The sequence below is a fragment of the Streptomyces sp. Root431 genome, from assembly GCF_001426585.1.
In the GTDB taxonomy this organism is placed as follows: domain Bacteria; phylum Actinomycetota; class Actinomycetes; order Streptomycetales; family Streptomycetaceae; genus Streptomyces; species Streptomyces stackebrandtii.
Genome location: NZ_LMEI01000013.1, coordinates 485,216 through 507,131 on the forward strand (window position 1 = coordinate 485,216; position 21,916 = coordinate 507,131).

Annotated in this window: 21 protein-coding genes and 1 tRNA gene; 9 read left to right on the forward strand and 13 right to left on the reverse strand. The window is 72.5% G+C overall.

The window, feature by feature from the left end; translation table 11 throughout:
• Window positions 1–40 precede the first annotated feature (40 nt).
• Window positions 41–1,201: a pyruvate dehydrogenase (acetyl-transferring) E1 component subunit alpha gene (gene pdhA, locus ASC82_RS27635; RefSeq protein WP_056653572.1), complete on the reverse strand. Its 1,161-nt coding sequence runs from the start codon at window positions 1,199–1,201 to the stop codon at window positions 41–43.
• Between the two features lie 192 nt (window positions 1,202–1,393).
• Between pdhA and ASC82_RS27640 the strand changes: the two genes are divergently transcribed.
• Window positions 1,394–2,005, forward strand: a complete 612-nt coding sequence (locus ASC82_RS27640) for an Lrp/AsnC family transcriptional regulator (RefSeq protein ID WP_242427805.1) — start codon at window positions 1,394–1,396, stop codon at window positions 2,003–2,005.
• A gap of 68 nt (window positions 2,006–2,073) precedes the next feature.
• Here ASC82_RS27640 and ASC82_RS27645 read toward each other — a convergent pair whose 3' ends face one another.
• Both ASC82_RS27645 and ASC82_RS27650 read right to left on the reverse strand, forming a co-directional pair.
• Window positions 2,074–2,667 (reverse strand): TetR/AcrR family transcriptional regulator, encoded by a 594-nt coding sequence (locus ASC82_RS27645; protein ID WP_024760348.1) that lies wholly within the window; start codon window positions 2,665–2,667, stop codon window positions 2,074–2,076.
• Window positions 2,667–4,226: a 3-hydroxyacyl-CoA dehydrogenase gene (locus ASC82_RS27650; protein WP_107105985.1), complete on the reverse strand. Its 1,560-nt coding sequence runs from the start codon at window positions 4,224–4,226 to the stop codon at window positions 2,667–2,669. Before ASC82_RS27650 ends, ASC82_RS27645 begins: the two co-directional genes overlap by 1 nt.
• 124 nt (window positions 4,227–4,350) lie before the next feature.
• Here ASC82_RS27650 and paaN point away from each other — a divergent pair, with 124 nt between their 5' ends.
• Window positions 4,351–6,048 (forward strand): phenylacetic acid degradation protein PaaN, encoded by a 1,698-nt coding sequence (paaN, locus tag ASC82_RS27655; RefSeq protein WP_056653575.1) that lies wholly within the window; start codon window positions 4,351–4,353, stop codon window positions 6,046–6,048.
• Window positions 6,049–6,090: 42 nt separating this feature from the next.
• Here the strand turns inward: paaN and ASC82_RS27660 are convergent, their stop codons facing one another.
• Genes ASC82_RS27660 through ASC82_RS27670 form a run of 3 tightly spaced genes read right to left on the reverse strand, consistent with a single transcriptional unit; the run spans window position 6,091 to window position 8,875 of the window.
• Complete coding sequence (locus tag ASC82_RS27660) at window positions 6,091–6,798, reverse strand: TrmH family RNA methyltransferase (RefSeq protein ID WP_056653578.1); 708 nt, start codon at window positions 6,796–6,798, stop codon at window positions 6,091–6,093.
• Entirely contained in the window at window positions 6,795–8,045 is a 1,251-nt protein-coding gene (locus ASC82_RS27665) for an HTTM domain-containing protein (protein WP_056653581.1), read from the reverse strand. Before ASC82_RS27665 ends, ASC82_RS27660 begins: the two co-directional genes overlap by 4 nt.
• Complete coding sequence (locus ASC82_RS27670) at window positions 8,042–8,875, reverse strand: DUF5819 family protein (protein WP_242427806.1); 834 nt, start codon at window positions 8,873–8,875, stop codon at window positions 8,042–8,044. The genes ASC82_RS27665 and ASC82_RS27670 overlap by 4 nt, the downstream gene beginning before the upstream one ends.
• A gap of 111 nt (window positions 8,876–8,986) precedes the next feature.
• On the opposite strand from ASC82_RS27670, the gene paaA reads away from it, so the two are divergent.
• The 6 genes from paaA to ASC82_RS27700 all read left to right on the forward strand — a co-directional run bounded on the left by paaA (window position 8,987) and on the right by ASC82_RS27700 (window position 13,833).
• Window positions 8,987–10,003 carry a 1,2-phenylacetyl-CoA epoxidase subunit PaaA gene (gene paaA, locus ASC82_RS27675; protein ID WP_107105986.1) on the forward strand — a complete coding sequence of 339 codons (1,017 nt, stop codon included), beginning with the start codon at window positions 8,987–8,989 and terminating at the stop codon, window positions 10,001–10,003.
• Window positions 10,000–10,287 carry a 1,2-phenylacetyl-CoA epoxidase subunit PaaB gene (gene paaB / locus ASC82_RS27680; RefSeq protein WP_024760355.1) on the forward strand — a complete coding sequence of 96 codons (288 nt, stop codon included), beginning with the start codon at window positions 10,000–10,002 and terminating at the stop codon, window positions 10,285–10,287. The genes paaA and paaB overlap by 4 nt, the downstream gene beginning before the upstream one ends.
• Window positions 10,284–11,021, forward strand: coding sequence for a 1,2-phenylacetyl-CoA epoxidase subunit PaaC (gene paaC, locus ASC82_RS27685; protein WP_056653586.1), 738 nt, complete (start codon window positions 10,284–10,286; stop codon window positions 11,019–11,021). Before paaB ends, paaC begins: the two co-directional genes overlap by 4 nt.
• Complete coding sequence (paaD, locus tag ASC82_RS27690; protein WP_024760357.1) at window positions 11,015–11,512, forward strand: 1,2-phenylacetyl-CoA epoxidase subunit PaaD; 498 nt, start codon at window positions 11,015–11,017, stop codon at window positions 11,510–11,512. Before paaC ends, paaD begins: the two co-directional genes overlap by 7 nt.
• On the forward strand, window positions 11,513–12,601 hold the full coding sequence (locus ASC82_RS27695; RefSeq protein ID WP_056653591.1) for a 2Fe-2S iron-sulfur cluster-binding protein: 1,089 nt from the start codon (window positions 11,513–11,515) through the stop codon (window positions 12,599–12,601).
• Window positions 12,602–12,699: 98 nt separating this feature from the next.
• Entirely contained in the window at window positions 12,700–13,833 is a 1,134-nt protein-coding gene (locus tag ASC82_RS27700; protein ID WP_056653594.1) for an acyl-CoA dehydrogenase family protein, read from the forward strand.
• A gap of 51 nt (window positions 13,834–13,884) precedes the next feature.
• Here ASC82_RS27700 and ASC82_RS27705 read toward each other — a convergent pair whose 3' ends face one another.
• The 4 genes from ASC82_RS27705 to ASC82_RS27720 form a co-directional block, all read right to left on the reverse strand.
• Entirely contained in the window at window positions 13,885–14,229 is a 345-nt protein-coding gene (locus ASC82_RS27705) for a rhodanese-like domain-containing protein (RefSeq protein WP_056653597.1), read from the reverse strand.
• Between the two features lie 57 nt (window positions 14,230–14,286).
• The gene (locus tag ASC82_RS27710; RefSeq protein WP_107106002.1) at window positions 14,287–15,099 is read right to left on the reverse strand and encodes a hypothetical protein; all 813 of its coding nucleotides are present in this window, start codon (window positions 15,097–15,099) and stop codon (window positions 14,287–14,289) included.
• Window positions 15,100–15,365: 266 nt separating this feature from the next.
• Entirely contained in the window at window positions 15,366–16,829 is a 1,464-nt protein-coding gene (locus ASC82_RS27715) for a DUF2252 domain-containing protein (protein WP_056653600.1), read from the reverse strand.
• Between the two features lie 102 nt (window positions 16,830–16,931).
• Window positions 16,932–18,014 carry a hypothetical protein gene (locus ASC82_RS27720; protein WP_107105987.1) on the reverse strand — a complete coding sequence of 361 codons (1,083 nt, stop codon included), beginning with the start codon at window positions 18,012–18,014 and terminating at the stop codon, window positions 16,932–16,934.
• An 82-nt stretch (window positions 18,015–18,096) separates the two neighbouring features.
• On the opposite strand from ASC82_RS27720, the gene ASC82_RS27725 reads away from it, so the two are divergent.
• Window positions 18,097–18,567: a MarR family winged helix-turn-helix transcriptional regulator gene (locus ASC82_RS27725; protein ID WP_056653604.1), complete on the forward strand. Its 471-nt coding sequence runs from the start codon at window positions 18,097–18,099 to the stop codon at window positions 18,565–18,567.
• A 211-nt stretch (window positions 18,568–18,778) separates the two neighbouring features.
• Here ASC82_RS27725 and ASC82_RS27730 read toward each other — a convergent pair whose 3' ends face one another.
• The 3 genes from ASC82_RS27730 to ASC82_RS27740 all read right to left on the reverse strand — a co-directional run bounded on the left by ASC82_RS27730 (window position 18,779) and on the right by ASC82_RS27740 (window position 21,669).
• Complete coding sequence (locus ASC82_RS27730; protein ID WP_056653606.1) at window positions 18,779–19,438, reverse strand: response regulator transcription factor; 660 nt, start codon at window positions 19,436–19,438, stop codon at window positions 18,779–18,781.
• 40 nt (window positions 19,439–19,478) lie between these two features.
• The gene (locus tag ASC82_RS27735; RefSeq protein ID WP_079039518.1) at window positions 19,479–21,311 is read right to left on the reverse strand and encodes a histidine kinase; all 1,833 of its coding nucleotides are present in this window, start codon (window positions 21,309–21,311) and stop codon (window positions 19,479–19,481) included.
• A gap of 271 nt (window positions 21,312–21,582) precedes the next feature.
• Window positions 21,583–21,669 (reverse strand) — tRNA-Leu (locus tag ASC82_RS27740).
• Window positions 21,670–21,916 lie beyond the last annotated feature (247 nt).

The window sequence follows — 21,916 nt, forward strand, 5'->3', positions numbered from 1 at the left end:
GCCGTCTTGGCCGCCTCGGAGCCGGTCGTCGCGGTCGTCATCACGCCTCACCCTCGGCGTCGAGCTCGGCACGCAGCAGCGCCGCCTGCTCGCGCAGCTGTGCGGTCTGCTCCGCGTACACGTGGGAGAACAGGTCCATCGGATCGAGCACCGGCTCGGCGTTCATCCGCTCGCGCAGGTCCGCCGCCATCGTCTCGGCGGCCTCGGCTGCGGCGCGCTTGCCGTCCTCGTCGAGCAGGCCGCGCTCCGTCAGTTCCCGCTCGAGGATCAGGATCGGGTCGTGCGCCCGCCAGGTCTCGACCTCGCCGGACGCGCGGTAGCGGGTGGCGTCGTCGGCGTTGGTGTGGGCGTCGATCCGGTACGTGATGGCCTCGACGAGGGTGGGGCCGCCGCCGCGCCGCGCGCGGGCCACGGCCTCGGTGAGCACCTGGTGGACGGCGACCGCGTCGTTGCCGTCGACGAGCCGGCCCGGCATCCCGTACCCGACGGCCTTGTGGGCGAGGGAGGGGGCCGCGGTCTGCTTGGCCAGCGGCACGGAAATCGCGAAGCCGTTGTTCTGCACGAGGAAGACCACGGGGGCCTTCCAGACGGCCGCGAAGTTCAGCGCCTCGTGGAAGTCGCCCTCGCTGGTGCCGCCGTCGCCGACCATGGCGAGCGCGACCACGTCGTCGCCCTTGAGGCGGGCGGCGTGGGCCAGGCCCACCGCGTGCGGGAGCTGGGTGGCCAGCGGGGTGGAGAGCGGCGCGATGCGGTGCTCGCGCGGGTCGTACCCGGTGTGCCAGTCGCCGCGGAGCAGCGTCAGGGCCTGGACGGGGTCGAGGCCGCGGGCGACCGCCGCGAGGGTGTCGCGGTACGAGGGGAAGAGCCAGTCCCGCTCCTCCAGGGCGAGGGCGGCGGCGATCTCGCACGCCTCCTGGCCGGTGGTGGACGGGTAGACGGCGAGCCGGCCCTGCTTGGTGAGCGCGGTGGCCTGCGTGTTGTACCGGCGGCCGCGGATCAGCTCCGCGTACAGCCGGAGCAGCAGCGCGGGGTCGGCGTCGGCCACGGCGTCCGTGCCGAGCACGCGCAGCGGCTCGGCGTCGGGCAGCAGCGGGGCGGGGTCGGTACGCGGCTGCCACGCCGGCGGCGGGGTGGGCCGGTAGGCGGGAACGGCACCGGGCGGCTCTTGGACTGTCGAACTGCGCTGTTGCAACGAGTCCACCTCCTCGTGGGAGCGGGCATAAGACCCGAAGGCGGGTGGCGCGAGTGTGGCGCGCCTCACCTACCGATTGTTCGGTCGTGGAGGCATTTTGGCTACAGGCACCTCCAGCCTGTGGACAAACGGTTCTCCACAGCCTGGGATAGGAGCAGGTCGTCCACCGGAGAGAGGCGGGGGGACATGGCGGATGAACAAATGGCCGTCGATCGGAGCGGGGCTCCGGCCGATGCCACGGGCGAAACGCCGGGAGAGGCACTCGGCGGGGCACACGGCGGGCCGCTCGGCGGCACCGAGGCCGAGGTGCCCGGCGAGGCCCTGAGCGCCCCCATCGGCGTGCCGACGGGCGTCCTGCCGGCACGCCCGCTGGACGCGATCGACCGCGACATCCTGAGGTTGCTGCAAACGGACGGCCGCGCCTCGGTACGGTCCGTGGCCGAGCGGGTGCACGTCTCCCGGGCCAACGCCTACGCGCGGATCAACCGGCTCATCGACGACGGGGTGATCCGCGGCTTCAGCGCCCGGGTCAACCACGAGCGGGCGGGGCACGGCGCCTCCGCCTACATCACGCTCAAGATCGTCCAGAACTCCTGGCGGACGGTCCGAGAGCAGCTGAAAACCCTCCCGGGCGCCACGCACATCGCGCTGGTCAGCGGGGATTTCGACGTCCTGCTGCTCGTGCACACCCCCGACAACCGGACGCTGCGCGAGCTGGTCCTCACCCGGCTCCAGTCGATCCCCGAGGTGCTGTCCACCCGCACCCTGCTGGTCTTCGAGGAGACGGACCTCAACACCGACCACCGCCTCTGACCACCGCCTCTGACCACCGGAAACGCAGGACGGCCCCCGAAGGGGCCGTCCGTGGGTCCTCAAGGCGCTCAGCGAGCCGTCCGCAGCCCGTCGAAGGCCAGGTGGGCGACGGTCTCGGCGAGCTGCTCCCGCTCGCCCACCGCGTCCGGATGCGGCCGGTACCACTCCACCAGCGAGTTGATCATGCCGAAGAGGAGCCGGGTCGCCAGCCGTATGTCCACGTCCGCCCGAAGGTCGCCCTCCGCCGCCGCGGCCTTCAGCAGATCGGCCACCCGGTGGTCGAACTCGCGCCGCCGCTCCATCGCCCACCGCTCGGTCGCGGTGTTGCCCCGCACCCGCAGCAGCAGCGTCACGTACGGCAGCTCCGCGATCAGCACCTCCACGGTCCGCCGCGTGACGTACTCGACCCGCTCGACGGCCCGGCCGCGCACCGCCCCCGGCTCGTCGAGCACCGCGAAGAGCCCGTCGAGCGCCCGGCTGACCGCGCGCCGCAGCAGCTCCTCCTTGCCGGACACGTGGTGGTAGATCGACGACTTGGAGATCCCCGCCGCCTTGGACAGGTGCTCCATCGAGGTGCCGTCGTAGCCGCGCTCGTTGAAGACCCGCACGGCGACCGAGAGCAGCGTCTCGGGCGTGTACGTGTCGCGCTTCGCCGTGGTCATCAGGAGTCCTGCCCTTCCTGGGCGTAGCCCCGACGGGCGATGGCCAGGCTCGGCGCGTACCGCCCCGTCGGGTAGCGCTCGTGCAGCGACGAGAGCAGGTCCCGTACGCGCTCGTGCCCCACCTTTCCGGCCCACTCCAGCGGGCCGACGGGGTAGTTGACCCCGAGCCGCATCGCCGTGTCCACGTCCTCCGCGGTGGCGACACCCCGGTCGACGGCGTCCGCGGCGACGTCGGCGAGCATCGCGACCGTACGGGCGACGATCATGCCGGGCACGTCACCGATCACGGACACCTCCTTGCCGAGCGCCTGGAAGAGGCCCACGGCCTCCGCGAGGCTCTCGGCGGAGGTGTGCTCGCCGGTCGACAGCACGATCCGGCTCGCGCGCGCGTAGTCCAGCGCGAGATCGAAGTAGATGATCTCGTCCGTGGAGTACTCGAAGGCGCTCTCGCCGTCCGCGAGGCAGAGCCGAGCTCCGCCGGGCAGCAGGACGTACCCGTTGCCGCCCTTGCGCCGGACCTCGATCCCGGCCTCCTCGAAGAGCCCGATCAGCGGCTCCGCGGGCCCCAGCTCACCCCGGACCGCGATCCGCGCGGGCGCCTCGGCCGGCGGCGCGTTGTGCGGCTCGGGCCGCTCGGCGCCCTCCGCGTACGAGAACCAGCCCTGCCCCGACTTGCGGCCGAGTCGTCCCGACTCGACGAGCCGCCGCTGCGCGAGCGACGGCGTGAACTTCGGGTCCTGGTAGAAGGACTCCCAGACGGAGCGGGTGACGGCCTCGTTCACGTCCTGGCCGATGAGGTCCGTGAGCTCGAAGGGCCCCATGCGGAAGCCGCCGCACTCGCGCAGGGCCGCGTCGATGGTGGCGGGGTCGGCCGCGCCCTCCTCGTAGACCCGCAGCGCCTCCGCGTAGAAGGGGCGCGCGACCCGGTTCACGATGAAGCCGGGGGTGTCCGCGCAGCGCACCGGCGTCTTGCCCCAGCCCTTCATCGTCTCGTACGCGCGCGTGGCGACGTCCTCGTCGGTGGCGAAGCCGCTGACGACCTCGACGAGCGGGAGCAGCGGCGCCGGGTTGAAGAAGTGGAGTCCGACGAACCGGCCGGGCAGGCGCAGCCCTCCCGCGATCGCGGTGACGGAGAGGGACGAGGTGTTGGTGGCGAGGACGGCGTCGTCGCCGACGACCTTCTCCAGGTCGGCGAAGAGCTGCTGCTTGACGGGGAGGCGCTCGACGATCGCCTCGACGACGAGCGCCGCGTCCGCGAGCTCCCCGAGCTCCTCCGCGGCGTGCAGCCGTCCGACGGCCGCCTCGCGCGCGGCGGCGTCCATGCGGCCCTTCTCCACGAGCCGGTCCAGGCGGGCGGTGAGGGCGGCCACGGCCTCCCCGGCCCGGCCGGGGGCGCTGTCGTAGAGCCGTACGGGATGGCCGGCGACCAGCGCGACCTGGGCGATCCCCTGGCCCATGGTGCCGGTGCCGACGACGGCGACGGTGCGGTCCTGTGCGAGGGCGGTGATCTCACTGGCGGTCACGTCGTCGCTCCCCCTGACGGTCACGTTGGCGCTCATAGGAGTGATCCTCCCCGATGGGTTTTCCACAGGATCGACGGACCCCCTTGTCCCGACCGATCGTTCGGTTACTCTAACTCCGTACGCGTCTCCCTGCCCAGCTCGACGAGGAGTTGGTCCATCCATGGCCACCGCTCTGCCGACCACCGACCGTCTGGCCGAGAAGCACCGGTCCACGCTCGATCAGGCACTCGCCACGATCCGCACCCGCGCCTACTGGTCGCCGCATCCCGAGCACCCGAAGGCGTACGGGGAGGACGGCTCGCTCGACGCGGCGGCCGGTCTCGCCGCCCACAAGGCCCTGCTGAACACCCGCTTCGAGCTCGACCAGCCCGGCACCGACGGCTGGACCGGCGGCGAGGTCTCGCCGTACGGGCCCGAGCTCGGCATCGAGTACCCGCACGCCGACATCGACGTCCTGCTGCCCGCGATGCGCGCCGGCATGGCCGCCTGGCGCGACGCCGGCGCCGAGGCCCGCGCGTTCGTCTGCCTGGAGATCCTGTCCCGGATCTCGGCCCGCACCCACGAGTTCGCCCACGCCGTCATGCACACCAGCGGCCAGGCGTTCATGATGGCGTTCCAGGCCGGCGGCCCGCACGCCCAGGACCGCGGCCTGGAGGCCGTGGCCTACGCGTACGAGGAGCAGACCCGCACCCCCGCCGGGCGGGCCGGCTGGTCCAAGCCCCAGGGCAAGCGGGACCCGCTGGAGCTGTCCAAGGAGTTCACTCCGGTCGGCCGCGGCATCGCCCTGATGATCGGCTGCAACACCTTCCCCACGTGGAACGGCTACCCGGGCCTGTTCGCCTCGCTGGCCACCGGCAACCCGGTCCTGGTCAAGCCGCACCCGCGCGCCGTCCTGCCGCTCGCGCTCACCGTCTCCGTGGCTCGCGAGGTGCTCGCCGAGTCCGGCTTCGACCCGAACCTGGTCGCGCTGGCCGTCGAGCGCCCGGGCGAGGGCATCGCCAAGACCCTGGCCGTGCGCCCCGAGATCAAGATCATCGACTACACCGGGTCGACCGCCTTCGGCGACTGGCTGGAGGACAACGCCCGCCAGGCGCAGGTCTACACGGAGAAGGCCGGGGTCAACACGGTCGTGGTCGACTCGACCGACGACTACAAGGGCATGCTGTCCAACCTGGCCTTCTCGCTGTCCCTGTACAGCGGCCAGATGTGCACGACCCCGCAGAACCTGCTGATCCCCCGCGACGGCATCACCACCGACCAGGGCCCCAAGTCGTACGACGAGGTCGTCGCCGACCTCGCAGCGGCGGTCGGCGGTCTGCTCGGCGACGACGCCCGGGCGAACGGCCTGCTCGGCGCGCTGGTCAACCCGGACGTGAAGGCGCGTCTGGAGGCCGCCGCCGGCCTGGGCGAGGTGGCGCTCGCCTCCCGCGAGGTCGTCAACCCCGACTTCCCGGACGCCGTGGTCCGTACCCCGGTCATCGTGAAGCTGGACGGCTCCAAGCCCGACGCGCAGGCCGCGTACTTCTCCGAGTGCTTCGGCCCGGTCTCCTTCGCCGTCTCGGTGGACTCCACCGCCGACGCCCTGGAGCTGCTGCGGCGCACGGTCCGCGAGAAGGGCGCGATGACGGTCGGCGCGTACACGACGTCGGCGGAGACCGAGCGCGCGGTCGAGGAGGTCTGTCTGGAGGAGTCGGCGCAGCTGTCGCTGAACCTCACGGGCGGGGTGTTCGTCAACCAGACGGCGGCGTTCTCCGACTTCCACGGCTCCGGCGGCAACCCCGCGGCGAACGCGGCGCTGTGCGACGGCGCCTTCGTCTCGAACCGCTTCCGGGTGGTGGAGGTCCGCCGCCAGGCCTGACCCACCGGTACCGCGGGGGCCCTGAGGAGCCTCCGCGGTCCGTCAGGCGGGGAAGTCGATCTCGGCGTACCGCTGCACCCACGCGTGCATGGCGATCGCGGCGGCCGCCCCGGCGTTGATCGACCGGGTCGAGCCGAACTGGGCGATCGAGCAGACCATCTCCACGTGGGCGCGGGCCTCGTCCGTGAGCCCCGGGCCCTCCTGCCCGAAGAGCAGCACGCAGCGGCGGGGCAGCACGGTCCGCTCCAGCGGCACGGCGCCCGGCAGGTTGTCGATGCCGATGACGGGAATGCCCTCGGCCGCCGCCCACGCCGTCAGCGACTCGGTGTCCGGGTGGTGGCGGACGTGCTGGTAGCGGTCGGTGACCATGGCGCCGCGCCGGTTCCAGCGCCGCCGGCCCACGATGTGGACCTCCTTCGCGAGGAAGGCGTTGGCCGTCCGTACGACCGAGCCGATGTTGAAGTCGTGGCCCCAGTTCTCGACCGCCACGTGGAAGTCGTGGCGCCGGGTGTCGAGGTCGGCGACGATCGCCTCCCGCGTCCAGTACCGGTACTCGTCCACGACGTTGCGGCGGTCGCCCTCGGCGAGCAGCTCGGGGTCGTACCGCTCGTCCTCCGGCCACGGCTCCGGGTGCGGCCCGACGCCGATCTCGGGGCCGAAGCCCTCGTCGTACTGAGCCGGCTCGGCCGCCTCGGGCGTCTCGGGCGTCTCGGGCGTCTCGGCTCCGGGCTTCTCTTCGGTGGTGCTCACCCGACGAGGGTACGGGGGCCGTGCTCCTCACCCGCACGGCGCTGCTCGGGCAGCGTTCCGGCGGACCGCCGCCCCAGCACCCGGTCCCTGCCCCGTGCCACCCGTGCGCCGAGGGCCACCAGGAAGGCCGTCGGCAGGAACACCGCGTCGGCGGAGATCATCGCGAGGGAGAAGACCGGCAGGCCGAGGAGCACGGCGATCCCGGCGTGCTCCAACATCATCGCGACGAGCAGGACGTTCTTGGCCTTGCGGTGGAAGAGCGTGAAGGGGAACGCGATCTGCACGATCACCGTGCCGTAGGTCAGCAGCAGCACCATGATCCCGCTGGCACCGAGGAGCTCGGAGAGCGCGGGCCAGGGCGAGAAGTAGTCGAGGTGGAGCGGGTAGTACAGGGCCGTGCCGTCCTGCCAGCGCGAGCCCTGGATCTTGTACCAGCCGGCCGTGGCGTAGATCAGACAGACCTCGGCCATGATCACGACGAGGGCGGCGTTGTGCGTGAGGTTCGCGAGGACGTCGAGCAGGGTGCGCGGCTCCCCGGGCGCGAGCCGGCACACCAGCCACCACAGCCCGTGCCCGAGCCACAGCACCCACAGCAGCACCGGCAGCCACCACTCCCCGGTGATGTCGCTGAACCAGGTGGTGGCGAGCAGGAAGCCGCCGAGCACGGTCCAGAGGAGCGGGCCGGCGATGTCCTCGCGGGGACCGCGGTCGGCCTTCCCGGCGGCTCGGCTCGCGGATCTCCTCGCGGCTCGCCTCGCGTCGAGGGACCACACCTGGCCGCAGCGGGTCAGCACCAGGTAGATCGCGGCGAGGTGGAGGACGTTGTCGCCGCCGTCGCCCAGGAAGACGGATCGGTTCTGCAGCGAGAGGACCCCGACCATGAAGACCACGGACACGGCGCGGGTGTGCCAGCCGACGAGGAGGAGGGCGGCGGAGAGCACCGCGAGCCCGTAGACGACCTCGAACCACACCCGCCCGTCCGACCACATCAGCACGGTGAAGGCCCGGTTGTCGGCGGTCAGCCGGCGCGCCAGCTCCCAGGACCAGGGGCCGTCGGGCCCGTACATCTCGTGGCGGTGCGGCAGCTCGCGCAGCAGGAAGACGAGCCAGGTCAGCGAGAAGCCGATCCGCACGATCGCGGTCTGGTGCGGGCCGAGCGCGCGGCCCGTGACGGCCTGGACGGCGCGGGCGATCCGCCGGTCGAAGGGCTCGCGCGGACGCGTGCTCGGGGCGCTGGGACCGCTCATCGGCTCGCCTCCGTACGGCTCGGGGCGGCGGCTTCCGCACGGCTCCGGGCGGCGCCGTCCGGCAGGTCGGCGTCGGTCACCCGCCACCAGGGGAAGTCTCGGTAGGAAGCGGTGTGGTCGTTCTTCTCGGTGCTCCACCGGGGCGCGGGTACGGGCCGGGTGACCGCGCGGAGCTGGACGCGCCGCACGTCGGCCCCTTCGAGGGAGGCGAGGCCGTCGAGCCGGAGCATCGCGATCCGGCGCATGTAGTCCTCCGAGAGCTGGCCGCGCGTCCCGTTGGGGGTGCCGTCGTCGGAGTGCGAGTTCAGGTAGAAGTCCACGGCCCTGCGGAGCTCGTTCTGCTGGGTGTGGCTGGGCAGCGGGTTGTGGCGGATCGCCTCGGCGTCCTGGGCCGTGAGGTCGATCCAGTCGGTGGTGCGGCGGCCGTCGCCTGCGGTGACGACCTCGGCGCGCACCTCGACGGAGACGTTCTGCTGGAGCGGGTTGGGCGCGAAGAGCTTCCAGTTCTGTTCGAACTCGGGATAGATCCAGTCGTCGACGGCCTGGCCGTGCCGCTTGGTGAGCGTGTTGGACGGCGCGACGTGCAGGAACACCATCGCCAGGTGGACACAGACGAAGACCCCGGCCACGGCGAGCGCCACGGCGGCGACGACCTGGTAGGGCAGCGACAGAGCCATGATCCCGCCGCCGGACCCCGCCGGCACCGACTCGACACCCGGCTCGACGCCCGCGTCCACACCCGTTTCGGCCGCGTCCGTACCCGTTTCGGCGCCCGTCTCGACGCCTCTGTCGACGTCCGCGTCGATGTCCCTTCCGACGTCCGCGTCCATCCCGCCCCGATCCCGATCGGCCCACTCGGTTATCCACAGGGTTGACACCATACGGGCCGCCGACTCACCATTGAAGTCATTCAACCGAACGATCGGTCGGTAGGGGGTTCGATGACCGCAGTGACGGCAGGGACGACAGGAACCACGGGCACGCCCGGCGTGTCGGACGCGGCCGTAGCGGCGACACAGGCCGCCTACGAAGCCGTGTTCGACGCCGCCGTGGCCGCCGACGAGCGGATCGAGCCACGCGACTGGATGCCCGAGGCCTACCGCGCCTCGCTCGTCCGGCAGATCGCGCAGCACGCCCACTCCGAAATCATCGGCATGCAGCCCGAGGCGAACTGGATCACCCGCGCGCCCTCGCTGCGCCGCAAGGCGATCCTCATCGCCAAGGTCCAGGACGAGGCCGGCCACGGCCTGTACCTGTACAGCGCCGCGGAGACCCTCGGCACCAGCCGCGACGAGCTGCTCGACAAGCTCCACGCCGGCCGCCAGAAGTACTCCTCGATCTTCAACTACCCCACGCTGACCTGGGCCGACGTCGGCGCGATCGGCTGGCTCGTGGACGGGGCCGCGATCACCAACCAGGTCCCCCTCTGCCGCTGCTCCTACGGGCCGTACGCCCGGGCGATGGTCCGGGTCTGCAAGGAGGAGTCCTTCCACCAGCGCCAGGGATACGAGGCCCTCCTCGCCCTGTCGAACGGCACCGAGGCCCAGCACGCCATGGCGCAGGACGCGGTGGACCGCTGGTGGTGGCCCTCGCTGATGATGTTCGGCCCGCCGGACGACGAGTCGACCCACACCGCCCAGGCCATGGCCTGGAAGATCAAGCGCCACACCAACGACGAACTGCGCCAGCGTTTCGTCGACATCGCCGTGCCGCAGGCCGAGGCGCTCGGCCTCACCCTCCCCGACCCCGACCTCCGGTGGAACGAGGAGCGCGGGCACTACGACTTCGGGCCCATCGACTGGACCGAGTTCTGGGACGTCCTCAAGGGGAACGGCCCCTGCAACGACCAGCGGCTGAGCCAGCGGCGCCAGGCCCACGAGGACGGCGCCTGGGTCAGAGAAGCAGCCGCGGCCTACGCGGAGAAGCACACCGGCAAGCACGGGGAGGCACAGGCATGACGAGCGACGGTTGGCCGCTGTGGGAGGTGTTCGTGCGCTCCCGCCGCGGACTGTCCCACACCCACGCGGGCAGTCTCCACGCACCCGACGCGGAGATGGCCCTGCGGAACGCCCGCGACCTGTACACCCGCAGGAGCGAAGGCGTCTCGATCTGGGTCGTGCCCTCCACGGAGATCACCGCCTCCTCGCCCGACGAGAAGGACCCCTTCTTCGAGCCGTCCGCGGACAAGCCCTACCGCCACCCGACGTTCTACGAGATCCCGGAGGGGGTGAAGCACCTGTGAGCACCCCCGGCACCCGCGAGGCCACCGTGCCCACCGCCGCCGCCCTCGCCCTCGGCGACGACGCGCTCATCCTCTCCCACCGGCTGGGGGAGTGGGCCGGCTCCGCCCCCGTCCTGGAGGAGGAGGTCGCCCTGGCGAACATCGCACTCGACCTGCTCGGCCAGGCCCGCGTCCTGCTCTCCCTCGCCGGAGACGAGGACGAACTGGCCTACCTCCGCGAGGAGCGCTCCTTCCGGAACGCACAACTGGTCGAACAGCCGAACGGCGACTTCGCCCACACCATCGCCCGGCAGCTGTACTTCTCCACCTACCAGCGGCTCCTGTACGGACAGCTGGCCACCGGCGACGGCCCCTTCGCCGGCCTCGCGGCCAAGGCCGTCAAGGAGATCGCCTACCACCAGGACCACGCCGAGCACTGGACCCTGCGCCTCGGCGACGGCACCCCCGAGAGTCACGAGCGGATGCAGCGGGCCTGCGACGCCCTCTGGCGCTACACCGGCGAGCTGTTCCAGCCCGTCGACGGCCTCGACCTGGACCACGCCGCCATGGAGAGCGCCTGGCTCGACTCCGTCACGGCCGTCCTCGACAAGGCCACGCTCACCGTGCCCACCGGCCCCCGCACCGGCGCCTGGGCCGCGGGCGCCGGCCGACAGGGCCTCCACACCGAGTCCTTCGGCCGGATGCTCGCCGAGATGCAGCACCTGCACCGCAGCCACCCGGGGGCGACATGGTGACCATGACCGCCCTGGAGGAAGAGCTCAGCCGGATCGCCGGCGCCGTCCTCGACCCCGAGATGCCCGTCCTCACCCTCGAGGAGCTCGGCGTCATGCGAGGCGTCCACGTCACCGGCCCCGGCCGGGTCGAGGTCTCCCTCACCCCGACGTACACGGGCTGCCCCGCGATCGAGGCGATGTCCTCGGACATCGAGCGCGCCCTCCACGAGCACGGCGTGCCCGACGTCTCCGTCGTCACGGTCCTCGCCCCCGCCTGGTCCACCGACGACATCAGCGAGGAAGGACGGCGCAAGCTCGCCGAGTTCGGCATCGCCCCACCGCGCCCCCAAGGCCCGGCCGGCGGCCCCGTGCCCCTGACCCTGGCGATCCGCTGCCCCCACTGCGGCTCCACCGACACCGAGCTCCTCAGCCGCTTCTCCTCCACCGCGTGCAAGGCCCTGCGCCGCTGCACCGCCTGCCGCGAACCGTTCGACCACTTCAAGGAGCTGTAGATGCCGCCCTCAGCCGCCGCCCGGGCCGGGTTCCATCCGCTCCGCGTCAGCGAGGTCGAGCGGCTCACGGACGACTCCGTGGCCGTCACCTTCGCGGTACCGCCCGAGCTCCACGAGACGTACCGGCACCTCCCCGGCCAGCACCTCGCCCTGCGCCGCACGGGCGAGCAGGGGGAGGAGATCCGGCGCACCTACTCGATCTGCGCCCCCGCCGCCCCCGCCGGCGAGACCCCCGTCCTGCGCGTCGGCATCCGGCTCGTCGACGGCGGCGCGTTCTCGACGTACGCGCTCAAGGAGCTGACCGCCGGCGACCTCGTCGAGGTCATGGAACCCATGGGCCGCTTCACGCTCACCCCGCGCCCCGGCCACTTCGCCGCCGTCGTCGGCGGCAGCGGCATCACCCCGGTGCTTTCCATGGCGGCCACCCTGCTCGCCCGGGAGCCCGAGGCCAGGTTCTGCCTGATCCGGAGCGACCGCACCGCCTCCTCCACGATGTTCCTCGACGAGGTGGCCGACCTCAAGGACCGCTACCCGGACCGCTTCCAGCTCGTCACCGTGCTCTCCCGCGAGGAACAGCAGGCGGGACTGCCCTCCGGCCGCCTCGACCGCGAGCGGCTCGACACCCTGCTGCCCGCGCTGCTGCCGGTCGGCGAGATCGACGGCTGGTTCCTCTGCGGCCCCTTCGGGCTCGTCCAGGGCGCCGAGCAGACACTGCGCGCCCTCGGGGTGGACCGGGGAAGAATCCACCAGGAGATCTTCCACGTCGACGACGGCTCGGCACCCGCACCCGTCGCCGCGGCCGACACCCCCGCGCACGCGACCCTGACCGCGACCCTCCACGGCCGCTCCGGCACCTGGCCCGTGGACCGCGGCGAGACGCTCCTCGACACGGTGCTGCGCGCCCGCGCCGACGCCCCGTACGCCTGCAAGGGCGGAGTGTGCGGCACCTGCCGCGCCTTCCTCGTCGGCGGAGAGGTCCGGATGGACCGCAACTTCGCGCTGGAGCCCGACGAGACCGAGGCCGGATACGTACTGGCCTGCCAGTCCCATCCCGTCACCCCGGACGTGGAGTTGGACTTCGACCGCTGACGAACCCCGGCACCGCCATTCCCTTCCGCTAGAACCTGTTCTATCTTGACGGCTCGTCAGGGCAGAGAGAGCAGGCGCGGCAACGGGAGGGCAGGACCGTGGACTTCACCTTCACCGAAGAACAACAGGCGGCCGTCGAGGCGGCCAAGGCGGTCTTCGCGGACATCGCACCCGACGCGGTACCGAGCCCGGCCCTCACGCCGGGCGCCGTCTCCGAGGACCTCGACCGAGCACTCTGGTCCCGCCTCGCCGCCGCCGACCTCCTCGGCCTCACCCTGTCCCCCGAGCACGGCGGCGCCGGACTCGACCCCGTCGCCCTCTGCCTCGTGCTGCGCGAATCCGCCCGCGTCCTCGCCCGCGTACCCCTCCTGGAGACGGGCGCCGTAGCGATGACCATCGACCGGTACGCGGACCGGGCGACGGCCGCCACGCTCCTCCCCCGTGTCTGCCGCGGCGAACTCGTCCTCACCGCCGCCTCCCACGGCCGCACCGGCCACGACCCGGCCGACCGCGCCGTCACCGCCCGCCGCGACGGCACCACCTGGGTCCTCGACGGACTCCAGAGCGCCGTCCCCTGGGCGCACGGCGCCGACCTCATCGCCGTCCCCGCGCACACCCCCGAGGACCGCACCGTCCTCGCCTTGGTCCCCCGCACCCACGAAGGCGTCACCCTCGTCGAGCAGTACTCCACCAGCGGCGAACTCCTCGCCGAACTCCACCTCGACGCCGTACGCCTCGACAGCACCGACGTCATCGACACCGAAGGCGCCGGCGAGCGGCTGCGCGAGCTCCTCACCACCGGCACCTGCGCACTCGCCCTCGGACTCGGCGAAGCCGTCCTCGCCATGACGAGCCAATACACCGGCAAGCGCGAACAGTTCGGCCACCCCGTGGCCACCTTCCAGGCCGTCGCCGTCCAGACCGCCGACCGCTACATCGACCTGCGCGCCATGGAGGCCACCCTCTGGCAGGCCGCCTGGCGCGTCTCCACCGGGGCCGACGGGGCGCTCCCCGCCGCCGGGGACATCGCCGTCGCGAAGATCTGGGCCTCCGAGGGCGTACGGCGCGTGGTGCAGACCGCCCAGCACCTGCACGGCGGGTTCGGCGCCGACACCGACTACCCCCTGCACCGCTACCACGCCTGGGCCAAACAGCTCGAACTGTCCCTCGGCCCCGCGGCCGCCCACGAGGAGGCACTGGGCGACCTCCTGGCCGCCCACCCCCTCGGCTGACACCTCAGGCCAGACGCCTCAGGTCAGTCACCTCAGGCCAGACGCCTCAGGTCAGAGGACGAAGGCCGGGCTCCCGTTCCCCGTCACCATCGGACGCCCGGCACCGTCCCAGGCGAGCATCCCGCCGTCGATGTTCACCGCGTCGAAGCCCTGCTGCACCAGATACTGCGTGACCTGCGCCGACCGGCCACCCACCCGGCACATCACATAGGCGGTACCGCGCTCGGCCACCGCCTCCGTCACCTCACCGAAGCGCGCCACGAAGTCGCTCATCGGCACGTGCAGCGCACCCTCGACATGCCCGGCCTCCCATTCGTTGTCCTCCCGGACGTCCAGCACCAGGGCATCGGCCGGCACGGAAGCCGCGTCCACCGAGGGCAGCGGGGAGAAATTCATGGGACTGGCCTTCTCTCGTCAGAACCGCCCGACGTAGTTCGAGCGCATGGAAAAAACCTACTCCACCAGCCCGGCGAGCTCGGTCTCACGCTCGGAGACCTGCGCCAGCAGCTGCTCGGCGATCTCTTCCAGGAGCCGGTCCGGGTCGTCCGGAGCCATCCGGAGCATCGCGCCGATCGCGGACTCCTCCAGCTCGCGCGCCATCACGGACAGCATGTCCTTGCGCTCCGCCAGCCACTCCAGGCGCGCGTACAGCTCCTCGCTCTCGCTGAGCCGCTCCTCGGCCGGCACCGGACCGGCCTCCCACTCGGCGGCGAGCTCGCGCAGCTGCGCCTCGTCGCCCCGGGCGTAGGCGGCGTTCACCCGCGTGATGAACTCCTCGCGCCGCTGCCGCTCGTCCTCCTCCCGAGCCAGGTCGGGGTGGGCCTTGCGGGCCAGCTCGCGGTAGAGCCTGCGCGCCTCCTCACCGGGCCGGACCCGCTTCGGCGCCTGCACCGGCCGCTCGTTGAGCATGGCCGCCGCCTCGGGGGAGAGGCCGTCGGAGTCGATCCAGTCGTTGAACAGCTCTTCCACCCCGGGCATGGGCATGACCGCGGCCCGCGCCTCCTGGGCCCGCCGCAGATCCTCCGGGTCCCCGGTGCGCGCCGCCCGCGCCTCGGCGATCCGCGCGTCGAGCTCGTCGAGCCGCGCGTACATGGGGCCGAGCTTCTGGTGGTGCAGCCGGGAGAAGTTCTCCACCTCGACCCGGAAGGTCTCGACGGCGATCTCGAACTCGATCAACGCCTGCTCGGCGGCCCGCACGGCCCGCTCCAACCGAGCCTCGGGCCGCTCGTCCGCAGCAGACGCCTCCGCCCCCCGCTCGCCGCCCACGGACGCCTCGCTCACAGACCACTCGTCCACGCGCTGCTCGCCCACAGACCGCTCACCCACGGGCTGCTCGCCCGAAGGCTGCTCGTCCGCGGACCGCTCGGCCTCGGCATCAGCCGAGGGCTTGGGCTCGTCATTCGCACCCTGGTCCACGCTCACGTTCACGCCCGCCCACGTCCTCGTTCCGGCTCGTCCCGCCCAGCCTACGGTCCTTCGGGGGGCCTCCCCCTCCCTCCCCCTCCCCTCCCTCCCCCCGATGCGGGCGTCGGTCAGACGCCCAGTTCTGCCGCTATGCGCCCCGCCCGGACGGCGGCGAGCAGGTCGGCGTGGTCCGCGGTGGTGCGGTCCGCGTACGTGACGGCGAAAGACGCGACGGCCTCGTCGAGCTCCTCGTTCTTGCCGCAGTAGCCGGCTATCAGCCGCGGATCGGCGCTGTGGGCGTGCGCCCGGGCCAGCAGCGCCCCGGTCATCCGGCCGTAGTCGTCGACCTGGTCGACGGTGAGGGCGGCGGGGTCGACGCTGCCCTTGCGGTTGCGGAACTGGCGCACCTGGAACGGGCGCCCTTCGACCGTGGCCCAACCGAGCAGATGGTCGCTGACCACCTGCATCCGCTTCTGCCCGAGCACCACGCGCCGCCCCTCGTGGCCGGGGTCCGGCACGGTGAAGCCCACGGCCGGCAGGTACGGCAGCAGGACCGAAGGCCTCGCCTCCTTCACCTGGAGCACGAGCGGCTCGCCCCGGTGGTCGAGCAGCAGCACGACATAGGAGCGGGTGCCGACGCTGCCGGTGCCGACGACCCGGAAGGCGACGTCGTGGACGGCGTACCGCGCGAGGAGCGGCCGCCGGTCCTCGGACACGGTCTCCAGGTAGGCGCCGAGGGAGGCGGCGACGGCCGCCGCCTCACCGTCGGGGACCCTGCGCAGCACCGGGGGAGCGTCCACGAACCTGCGGCCGCCGCCCTCGGTGTCGGTGACCGCCTCGGTCGACCGGGCGGCGAAGCGGGCGCTGGTGTTGTTCCGGGCCTTCGCCGAGACCTTCTCCAGGGTCCCGAGGAGATCGCGGGCGTCGGTGTGGGAGACGAGTTCCTCGTCGGCTATCGCGTTCCAGGCGTCGAGGGCGGGGAGCCGGGCCAGGAGGCGCATGGTGCGCCGGTAGGCGCCGACGGTGTCGAAGGCGGCCGCCCTGCACACCTCCTCGCTCGCGCCCACCTCGCGCCCGGCGAGGACGAGCGAGGTGACGAGCCGCTTGAGGTCCCATTCCCAGGGGCCGACGATCGTCTCGTCGAAGTCGTTGAGGTCCATGACGAGCCGGCCGCGGGCATCGCCGTAGAGGCCGAAGTTGGCGGCGTGGGCGTCGCCGCACAGCTGGGCGGATATCCCGGTGACGGGGGTCGTGACGAGGTCCTGGGCCATGAGGCCGGCGGATCCGCGCAGGAAGGCGAAGGGGCTGGCCGCCATCCTCCCGACCCGTATCGGCGCGAGCTCGGGCACCCGGCCGCGGCTGGACTCCTCGACGGCGCGGACGGCGTCCGGCCGGTCGGCCGCGAGGGCCGGCCGGTCGTGTGCGGAGCGCGGCACCCGGCCGCGCAGTTCCTTGCCCGCGTCCTTGGGGGAGACCCCCGTGCCGCCGGCGGCGGCGCGCCGCGCGAAGCCCGGTACGTGCGGGACGCGCTCTCCGTCCGCCGTCCCTTCGGTACCGCGCTGTCCCGGCACTGCGGCCCGGATCTCGTCCATGGGACGTCCTCCCCCGATGCGATGTCCAACATCATCCGGCCCTGAAGGTACCTCCGCACCTGAGCGACCGTCTCCCCCTGTGGACAACGCCCTGTGGACAACTCAGACGGCGACCGCCTCGGCCATCTCCTCCTCGGACTCCTCCGCTGCCCCGACCTTCTCGCCGGCCTGCTCCTTGCCCTTGTCCTCGGCCTTCTCCGCGCCGCTGCGCCTGGCCTCCACGGCTCCGGCGGTCACCACGAGCGCGGCTCCGGCGAGGAACCACAGGGCGAGGACGAGGACGTGTCCGCCGAGCGCGTGGCCGCCGAAGTACACGTGGCTGCGGACGCCCTCGACGAAGCCGGCGCCGTTCCAGAAGGCGTGCAGCGCGCCGAAGAAGCCGGGCTGGAGCTCGGGCCGGTAGATGCCGCCGGAGCTCGTGAAGTTGAGCATCACGAAGAGCACCATCACGCCGAGCGTGGTCCAGCGGCGCAGGAAGGTGTGGAGGCCGACGCCGACGAGCAGGATGCCGGCCGCGTACAGCCAGGACATCGCCCAGACTCCGCCGAGGCCCTGGTCGACGAGGTGGAAGACCGGTCCGGCGAACAGGGTGCCGATCAGGCTGACGACCAGCGACATCGCGGCGGCGAGGAGGGCCCTGATCCGCATGGGCAGGACGGCGCCGGCTCCGCCGATGACGGCGACCGAGGCGTAGGAGCCGATGCTGAGGGCGACGAGCAGGAAGAAGATCCCCTGACCGGTGGGGTCGCCGGAGGCGACGGGGGCGACGTCGGTGACCTTGAGCGGGGCGTCCTGCGCGGCGGCGACCTTGGTGAAGAGCTTCTCGACGGCCATGGCGCTGGTGTCGGAGGAGCCCGAGGCGACGAGGAGCTCGGGCTGCTGGCCGGGGATGTAGGCCCCGAAGCTGCCCTGCTCGCGGAGGGAGGCGACGGCCGTCTCCCGGTCGGCGACGGTACGGACGTCGAGGGCGCCCGCGCCCTTGTCCTGGAGCGTCTGCGCGAGGACCTGGGCGCTCGGGCCGGAGCCGACGACGTCGACGCGCAGGTCGTGGGGCGCGGGGGCGTGGAAGGCGCCGAGGTAGGCGAGGCCCATGCCGACGCACATCAGCAGGGGAGTGAGCAGATGTCCGAGGACATGCCGCAATGCGCCGTTGGTGCTCGGTCCTGCGGACACCGGAACCTCCATGGTTGGCTTTTACAACTAAAGAACCGTTGTACTATACAACTGAAACCGCAGCCGACGACAACCGACGACAGGGGAGCGCACCATGACCGGTGGCGCAGAGGTACCGCGCGAGGCGTCCGTGGACGTCATCCAGCGCGAGCTGACGGCCTTCGCGCGCCGCGCCCGCGCCGCGGCGGCCCGGGTCCACCCCGAGCTCCCGCTCGTCTCCTACACGCTCCTCGCCCACATCGACGAGCAGCGCGGCTGCCGCGCCACGGACCTCGCGGCCCACTACCTGCTGGACAAGTCGACGGTCAGCCGCCAGGTCGCCACCCTGGAGCGGCTCGGCCTGGTCGAGCGACGGCCCGCGCCGGACGACCACCGCGTCCAGGTCCTGCACCCCACGGAGGCGGGCGCCCAGGTCCTCGCCACGGCGCAGACGAACCGCCACGCCGCCTATCAGGAACGTCTCAGGGACTGGTCGGCCGATGACCTCGCCCGGTTCGCCGCCTACCTCCTCCGCTACAACACCGCAGGCACGGGCGGCAGCCTCCCGACCGGCAACCCGCGCTGAGGCCGGCGCCCCGCGCTAAGACCGGGCGACCCGCGCTAAGACCGGCATCCCACGCCAAGACCGGGCGCCCCACGCCAAGACCGGCGCCCCACGCCCAGGCCGTGCCCCCACGCTCAGGCCGAGACCCCGTGCTCAGGCCGACACCCCGCGCTGAGGCCTTCGCCCCACACTCATACCGGCGCCGCCCCGGCCGCCCACCCCAGCAGGGGGCTTAGAGCCCCGCGTCCCGGGCCAGCAGCGCCGCCTGCACCCGGTTCTCGCAGTCCAGCTTGGCCAGGATGCGGCTCACGTACGTCTTCACCGTGGCCTCGCTCATGTGCAGCCGTCTGCCCGCGTCCGCGTTGGACAGCCCTTCCCCGAGCACCGCCAGCACCTCGCGCTCCTTCTCGCTCAGCGCCGCCACCCGCCCCCGCGCCTGCTCGGACCTCGCGGCCTCCCGGCCCGTGGCCAGCCGCTCCACGACGTGCCGGGTCGCCGCCGGCGACAGGTACGCGTCCCCCGCGGCGGCCGCCCGCACCGCCCGGATGAGCTCCGCCGGCGCCGTGTCCTTGAGCAGGAACCCGGCGCACCCGTGCTCCAGCGCTCGCAGGACGTTCTCGCGCTCCCCGAAGGTCGTCAGGACGATCACCCGGGACGCCGGTGCGGCCCGGCGCAGCTCCGGCAGCGCGGAGAGGCCGTCGAGCACCGGCATCTGGATGTCGAGCAGCACCACGTCGGCGGCGTGCGCCCGCGCCGCCTCGACGGCCGCCCGGCCGTCGGCCGCCTCGCCGACCACCTCGATGTCCGGGTCCGAGATGAGGATCATCCGGATCCCGGCCCGGATCAGGGGCTCGTCATCGGCGATCACGACCCTGATGGGCTGCCCTGCCACAGCTACTCCCCCACGACTCCCGCTAGGACCGAGGACAGCGTCACCGCTGCTCGACCACGTACGACTTCTTCTCGATCAGCTTGCCGTCCTTGAAACAGAACCGGAAAACGGGCTCCTTGTCGAAGTCGTCGCCCGTGTCCGAGGACAGCAGCACCAGGCAGTCCGCTCCGTCCGGCTGGGCGGGCCCCTTGCCGGTCAGGCCGACGGTGGCGATCGTGTCGCCCGAAGGAAGTTGCTCACGAACCTCACGCTCGGCCGTGCCGACCTTCACCGCGTCGTACTGCGCGGGCTCGATCATCCCCTCCTCCATCGAATTGATCATGAAGAAGAGTCCGAAGCCCGCGGCCACCACGAGCAGGACGACCGCCGCGACCGCGATCCCGCAGCCCAGGGCGACCCCACCGCCCGCGCTCATGCCCTTGCCTCTGCCCCCGCGCACCGCCATCGCCAGCTCCCGCTCCGTGAACGTCCAGTCGGCCGGTCCGACCACGACCGGACGACCATCGCCCACGAGCGGTCTCGTCGACTGCTGCCGGAAGTCGTCGGCGGCATCGACCAAAGGCGCTGCCTCGGCGACGGGCGCCGCCCCGTACGGCAGCATCCCGGCCACGCGGAAACCGCCTCCGTCGGCCGGACCCGCGTGGCACATGCCGCCCACCAGCCGGGCCCGCTCGGCCAGTCCGGTCAGCCCCTGCCCGCCGCTCACCACGTCCTTGGCCGGACCGTCCGCCGAGGCCTCGTTGAGGACCTCCACGACGAAGGTGTCCGGCTCGTACCGCAGCTCGACGCCGATCGGCGCCCCCGGCGCGTACTTGTAGGCGTTGGTCAGCGCCTCCTGCACGATCCGGTACGCGGCGTGGTCCGCGGCCGGTGCCAGTGGCCGCTCCTCCCCGAGCCGGCTCAGTCCGACCGTGGTTCCGGCCGCCCTGGCCGCCACCACGAGCCCCTCGATGCCGGCGGTCCCCCGGGCCGCCCGCCCCGTCTCGTCCCCGGCCAGCGCGGGAGCCGAGGCCGTTCCCTCCGTCGCCTCGATCCCGTCGCGCAATATGCCGACGACCTCCCGCAGCTCCTGCATCGCCGTCACCGACGCGTTCCGCAGGACTCCGACGACCTCGCGCTGCCGATCGCTCAGCTCCCGGTCCACCTCCAAGGCGCCCGTGTGCACGGCGATCAGCGCCAGCTGGTGCCCGAGGCTGTCGTGCATGTCCTGGGCGATCCGCTGCCGCTCCCGCAGCCGCGCCTGCCAGGCCACCATCGTCCGCTCCCGCAGCAACTGGGCGTTGCGCTCCTGGAGGGCGTGCAGCAGGGTCCGCCGCTGGGTCCAGTAGCGGTGGGCGAGCCCGGGCGCCAGCGTGGTGGCCAGGTAGTAGAGGGTCGCGAGGAAGGCCACCGTGAGGAGCCGCTTGTGGTCCCCGGTCTCCAGGAGCGTCCCCCCGACGTCCAGGACGAAGGCGGCCATGAACGCGGCCAGCGCCCGCCCGGCACTGGCGACGTACCGGCCGGCCGACCAGCTGACCACGATGAGCAGCGGCCCGAAGCCAGGCAGGAAGGGGGCGAGCCCCGCGGCGACGACGAGCACGCTCGCGGGCAGCCTGCGCCGCAGCAACGACAGCACGGCGGCGCCGGCGGCGACCCCGGCCAGACGCCAGCCCTCACCGCCCAGGAGCTCCTCGCTCCCGGCGGCAAGCAGCGCGACGACCACCGCGAGCGATATCTCACCGGCGGTCCTGCGCCGCGACCACTGCCCGGGTACGGCGAACCATCCCCACCAGGCAGCGGCTCTCGCCCCGGCCCTGGCCCCGATTCCTGCCTCGTTCCCGGTCGCGGTCCCGGTGTCGATCCCGCCCGCGCCCCGGTCCCCCGACTTCGACATAACGTCCACGCTCGCACCCTAGGCAGCGCCCCCGCCCGCGGACGTCCGTCTTTCGTCTCGCCCCACGACGACAAAAGTCGCGACCTCGCCCCGCGTCCCCGCACCCCGGCCCGAGACCCGACGCCGACCCGAGCCCCGCCCCCGAGCCCCGCACTCCGACCCGAGAGCCGTCCAGCGCGAGACCCGACGGCCCAGACCGACGTGGGAAGGCTCACATTCCACGACACAAATGCGGAAGCCCCGTAGGTCGATGACCTACGGGGCTTCCGTCTGGTGCGCGAGGGGGGAGTTGAACCCCCACGCCCTTTCGGGCACTGGAACCTGAATCCAGCGCGTCTGCCTATTCCGCCACCCGCGCATTGATGACCTCCACGCCCTCTCACCTTTCGGTGCGAGCGCCTGGCGACATCTGAAGATTAGCACGTCGGAGACCGTGGATTCACATCCGTTGTTTCGCCCCCACTCCCTGAGAACAAGGAGAGAGGGAGGGCCGAGGAAGGCCTGCCCGAGACCCCCGGGGGAAGGAGTGAGGGCAGCAGCGAGGGAACGGATGGGCACAGAGAGGAAGGGGAGGGAGGAAGGTGACGGACCGCACGTCCGCTCGC

Coding starts and splice junctions, on each gene's coding strand:
- ASC82_RS27720 (WP_107105987.1), bottom strand. CDS start 18,014: ATGGAGGTTCCGGTGTCCGCAGGACCGAGCACCAACGGCGCATTGCGG.
- ASC82_RS27705 (WP_056653597.1), bottom strand. CDS start 14,229: ATGAATTTCTCCCCGCTGCCCTCGGTGGACGCGGCTTCCGTGCCGGCC.
- ASC82_RS27735 (WP_079039518.1), bottom strand. CDS start 21,311: ATGTCGAAGTCGGGGGACCGGGGCGCGGGCGGGATCGACACCGGGACC.
- ASC82_RS27640 (WP_242427805.1), top strand. CDS start 1,394: ATGGCCGTCGATCGGAGCGGGGCTCCGGCCGATGCCACGGGCGAAACG.
- paaB (WP_024760355.1), top strand. CDS start 10,000: ATGACGAGCGACGGTTGGCCGCTGTGGGAGGTGTTCGTGCGCTCCCGC.
- ASC82_RS27670 (WP_242427806.1), bottom strand. CDS start 8,875: ATGGACGCGGACGTCGGAAGGGACATCGACGCGGACGTCGACAGAGGC.
- ASC82_RS27715 (WP_056653600.1), bottom strand. CDS start 16,829: ATGGACGAGATCCGGGCCGCAGTGCCGGGACAGCGCGGTACCGAAGGG.
- ASC82_RS27650 (WP_107105985.1), bottom strand. CDS start 4,226: ATGAGCGCCAACGTGACCGTCAGGGGGAGCGACGACGTGACCGCCAGT.
- paaD (WP_024760357.1), top strand. CDS start 11,015: ATGGTGACCATGACCGCCCTGGAGGAAGAGCTCAGCCGGATCGCCGGC.
- ASC82_RS27665 (WP_056653581.1), bottom strand. CDS start 8,045: ATGAGCGGTCCCAGCGCCCCGAGCACGCGTCCGCGCGAGCCCTTCGAC.
- ASC82_RS27725 (WP_056653604.1), top strand. CDS start 18,097: ATGACCGGTGGCGCAGAGGTACCGCGCGAGGCGTCCGTGGACGTCATC.
- paaN (WP_056653575.1), top strand. CDS start 4,351: ATGGCCACCGCTCTGCCGACCACCGACCGTCTGGCCGAGAAGCACCGG.
- ASC82_RS27695 (WP_056653591.1), top strand. CDS start 11,513: ATGCCGCCCTCAGCCGCCGCCCGGGCCGGGTTCCATCCGCTCCGCGTC.
- paaA (WP_107105986.1), top strand. CDS start 8,987: ATGACCGCAGTGACGGCAGGGACGACAGGAACCACGGGCACGCCCGGC.
- ASC82_RS27645 (WP_024760348.1), bottom strand. CDS start 2,667: ATGACCACGGCGAAGCGCGACACGTACACGCCCGAGACGCTGCTCTCG.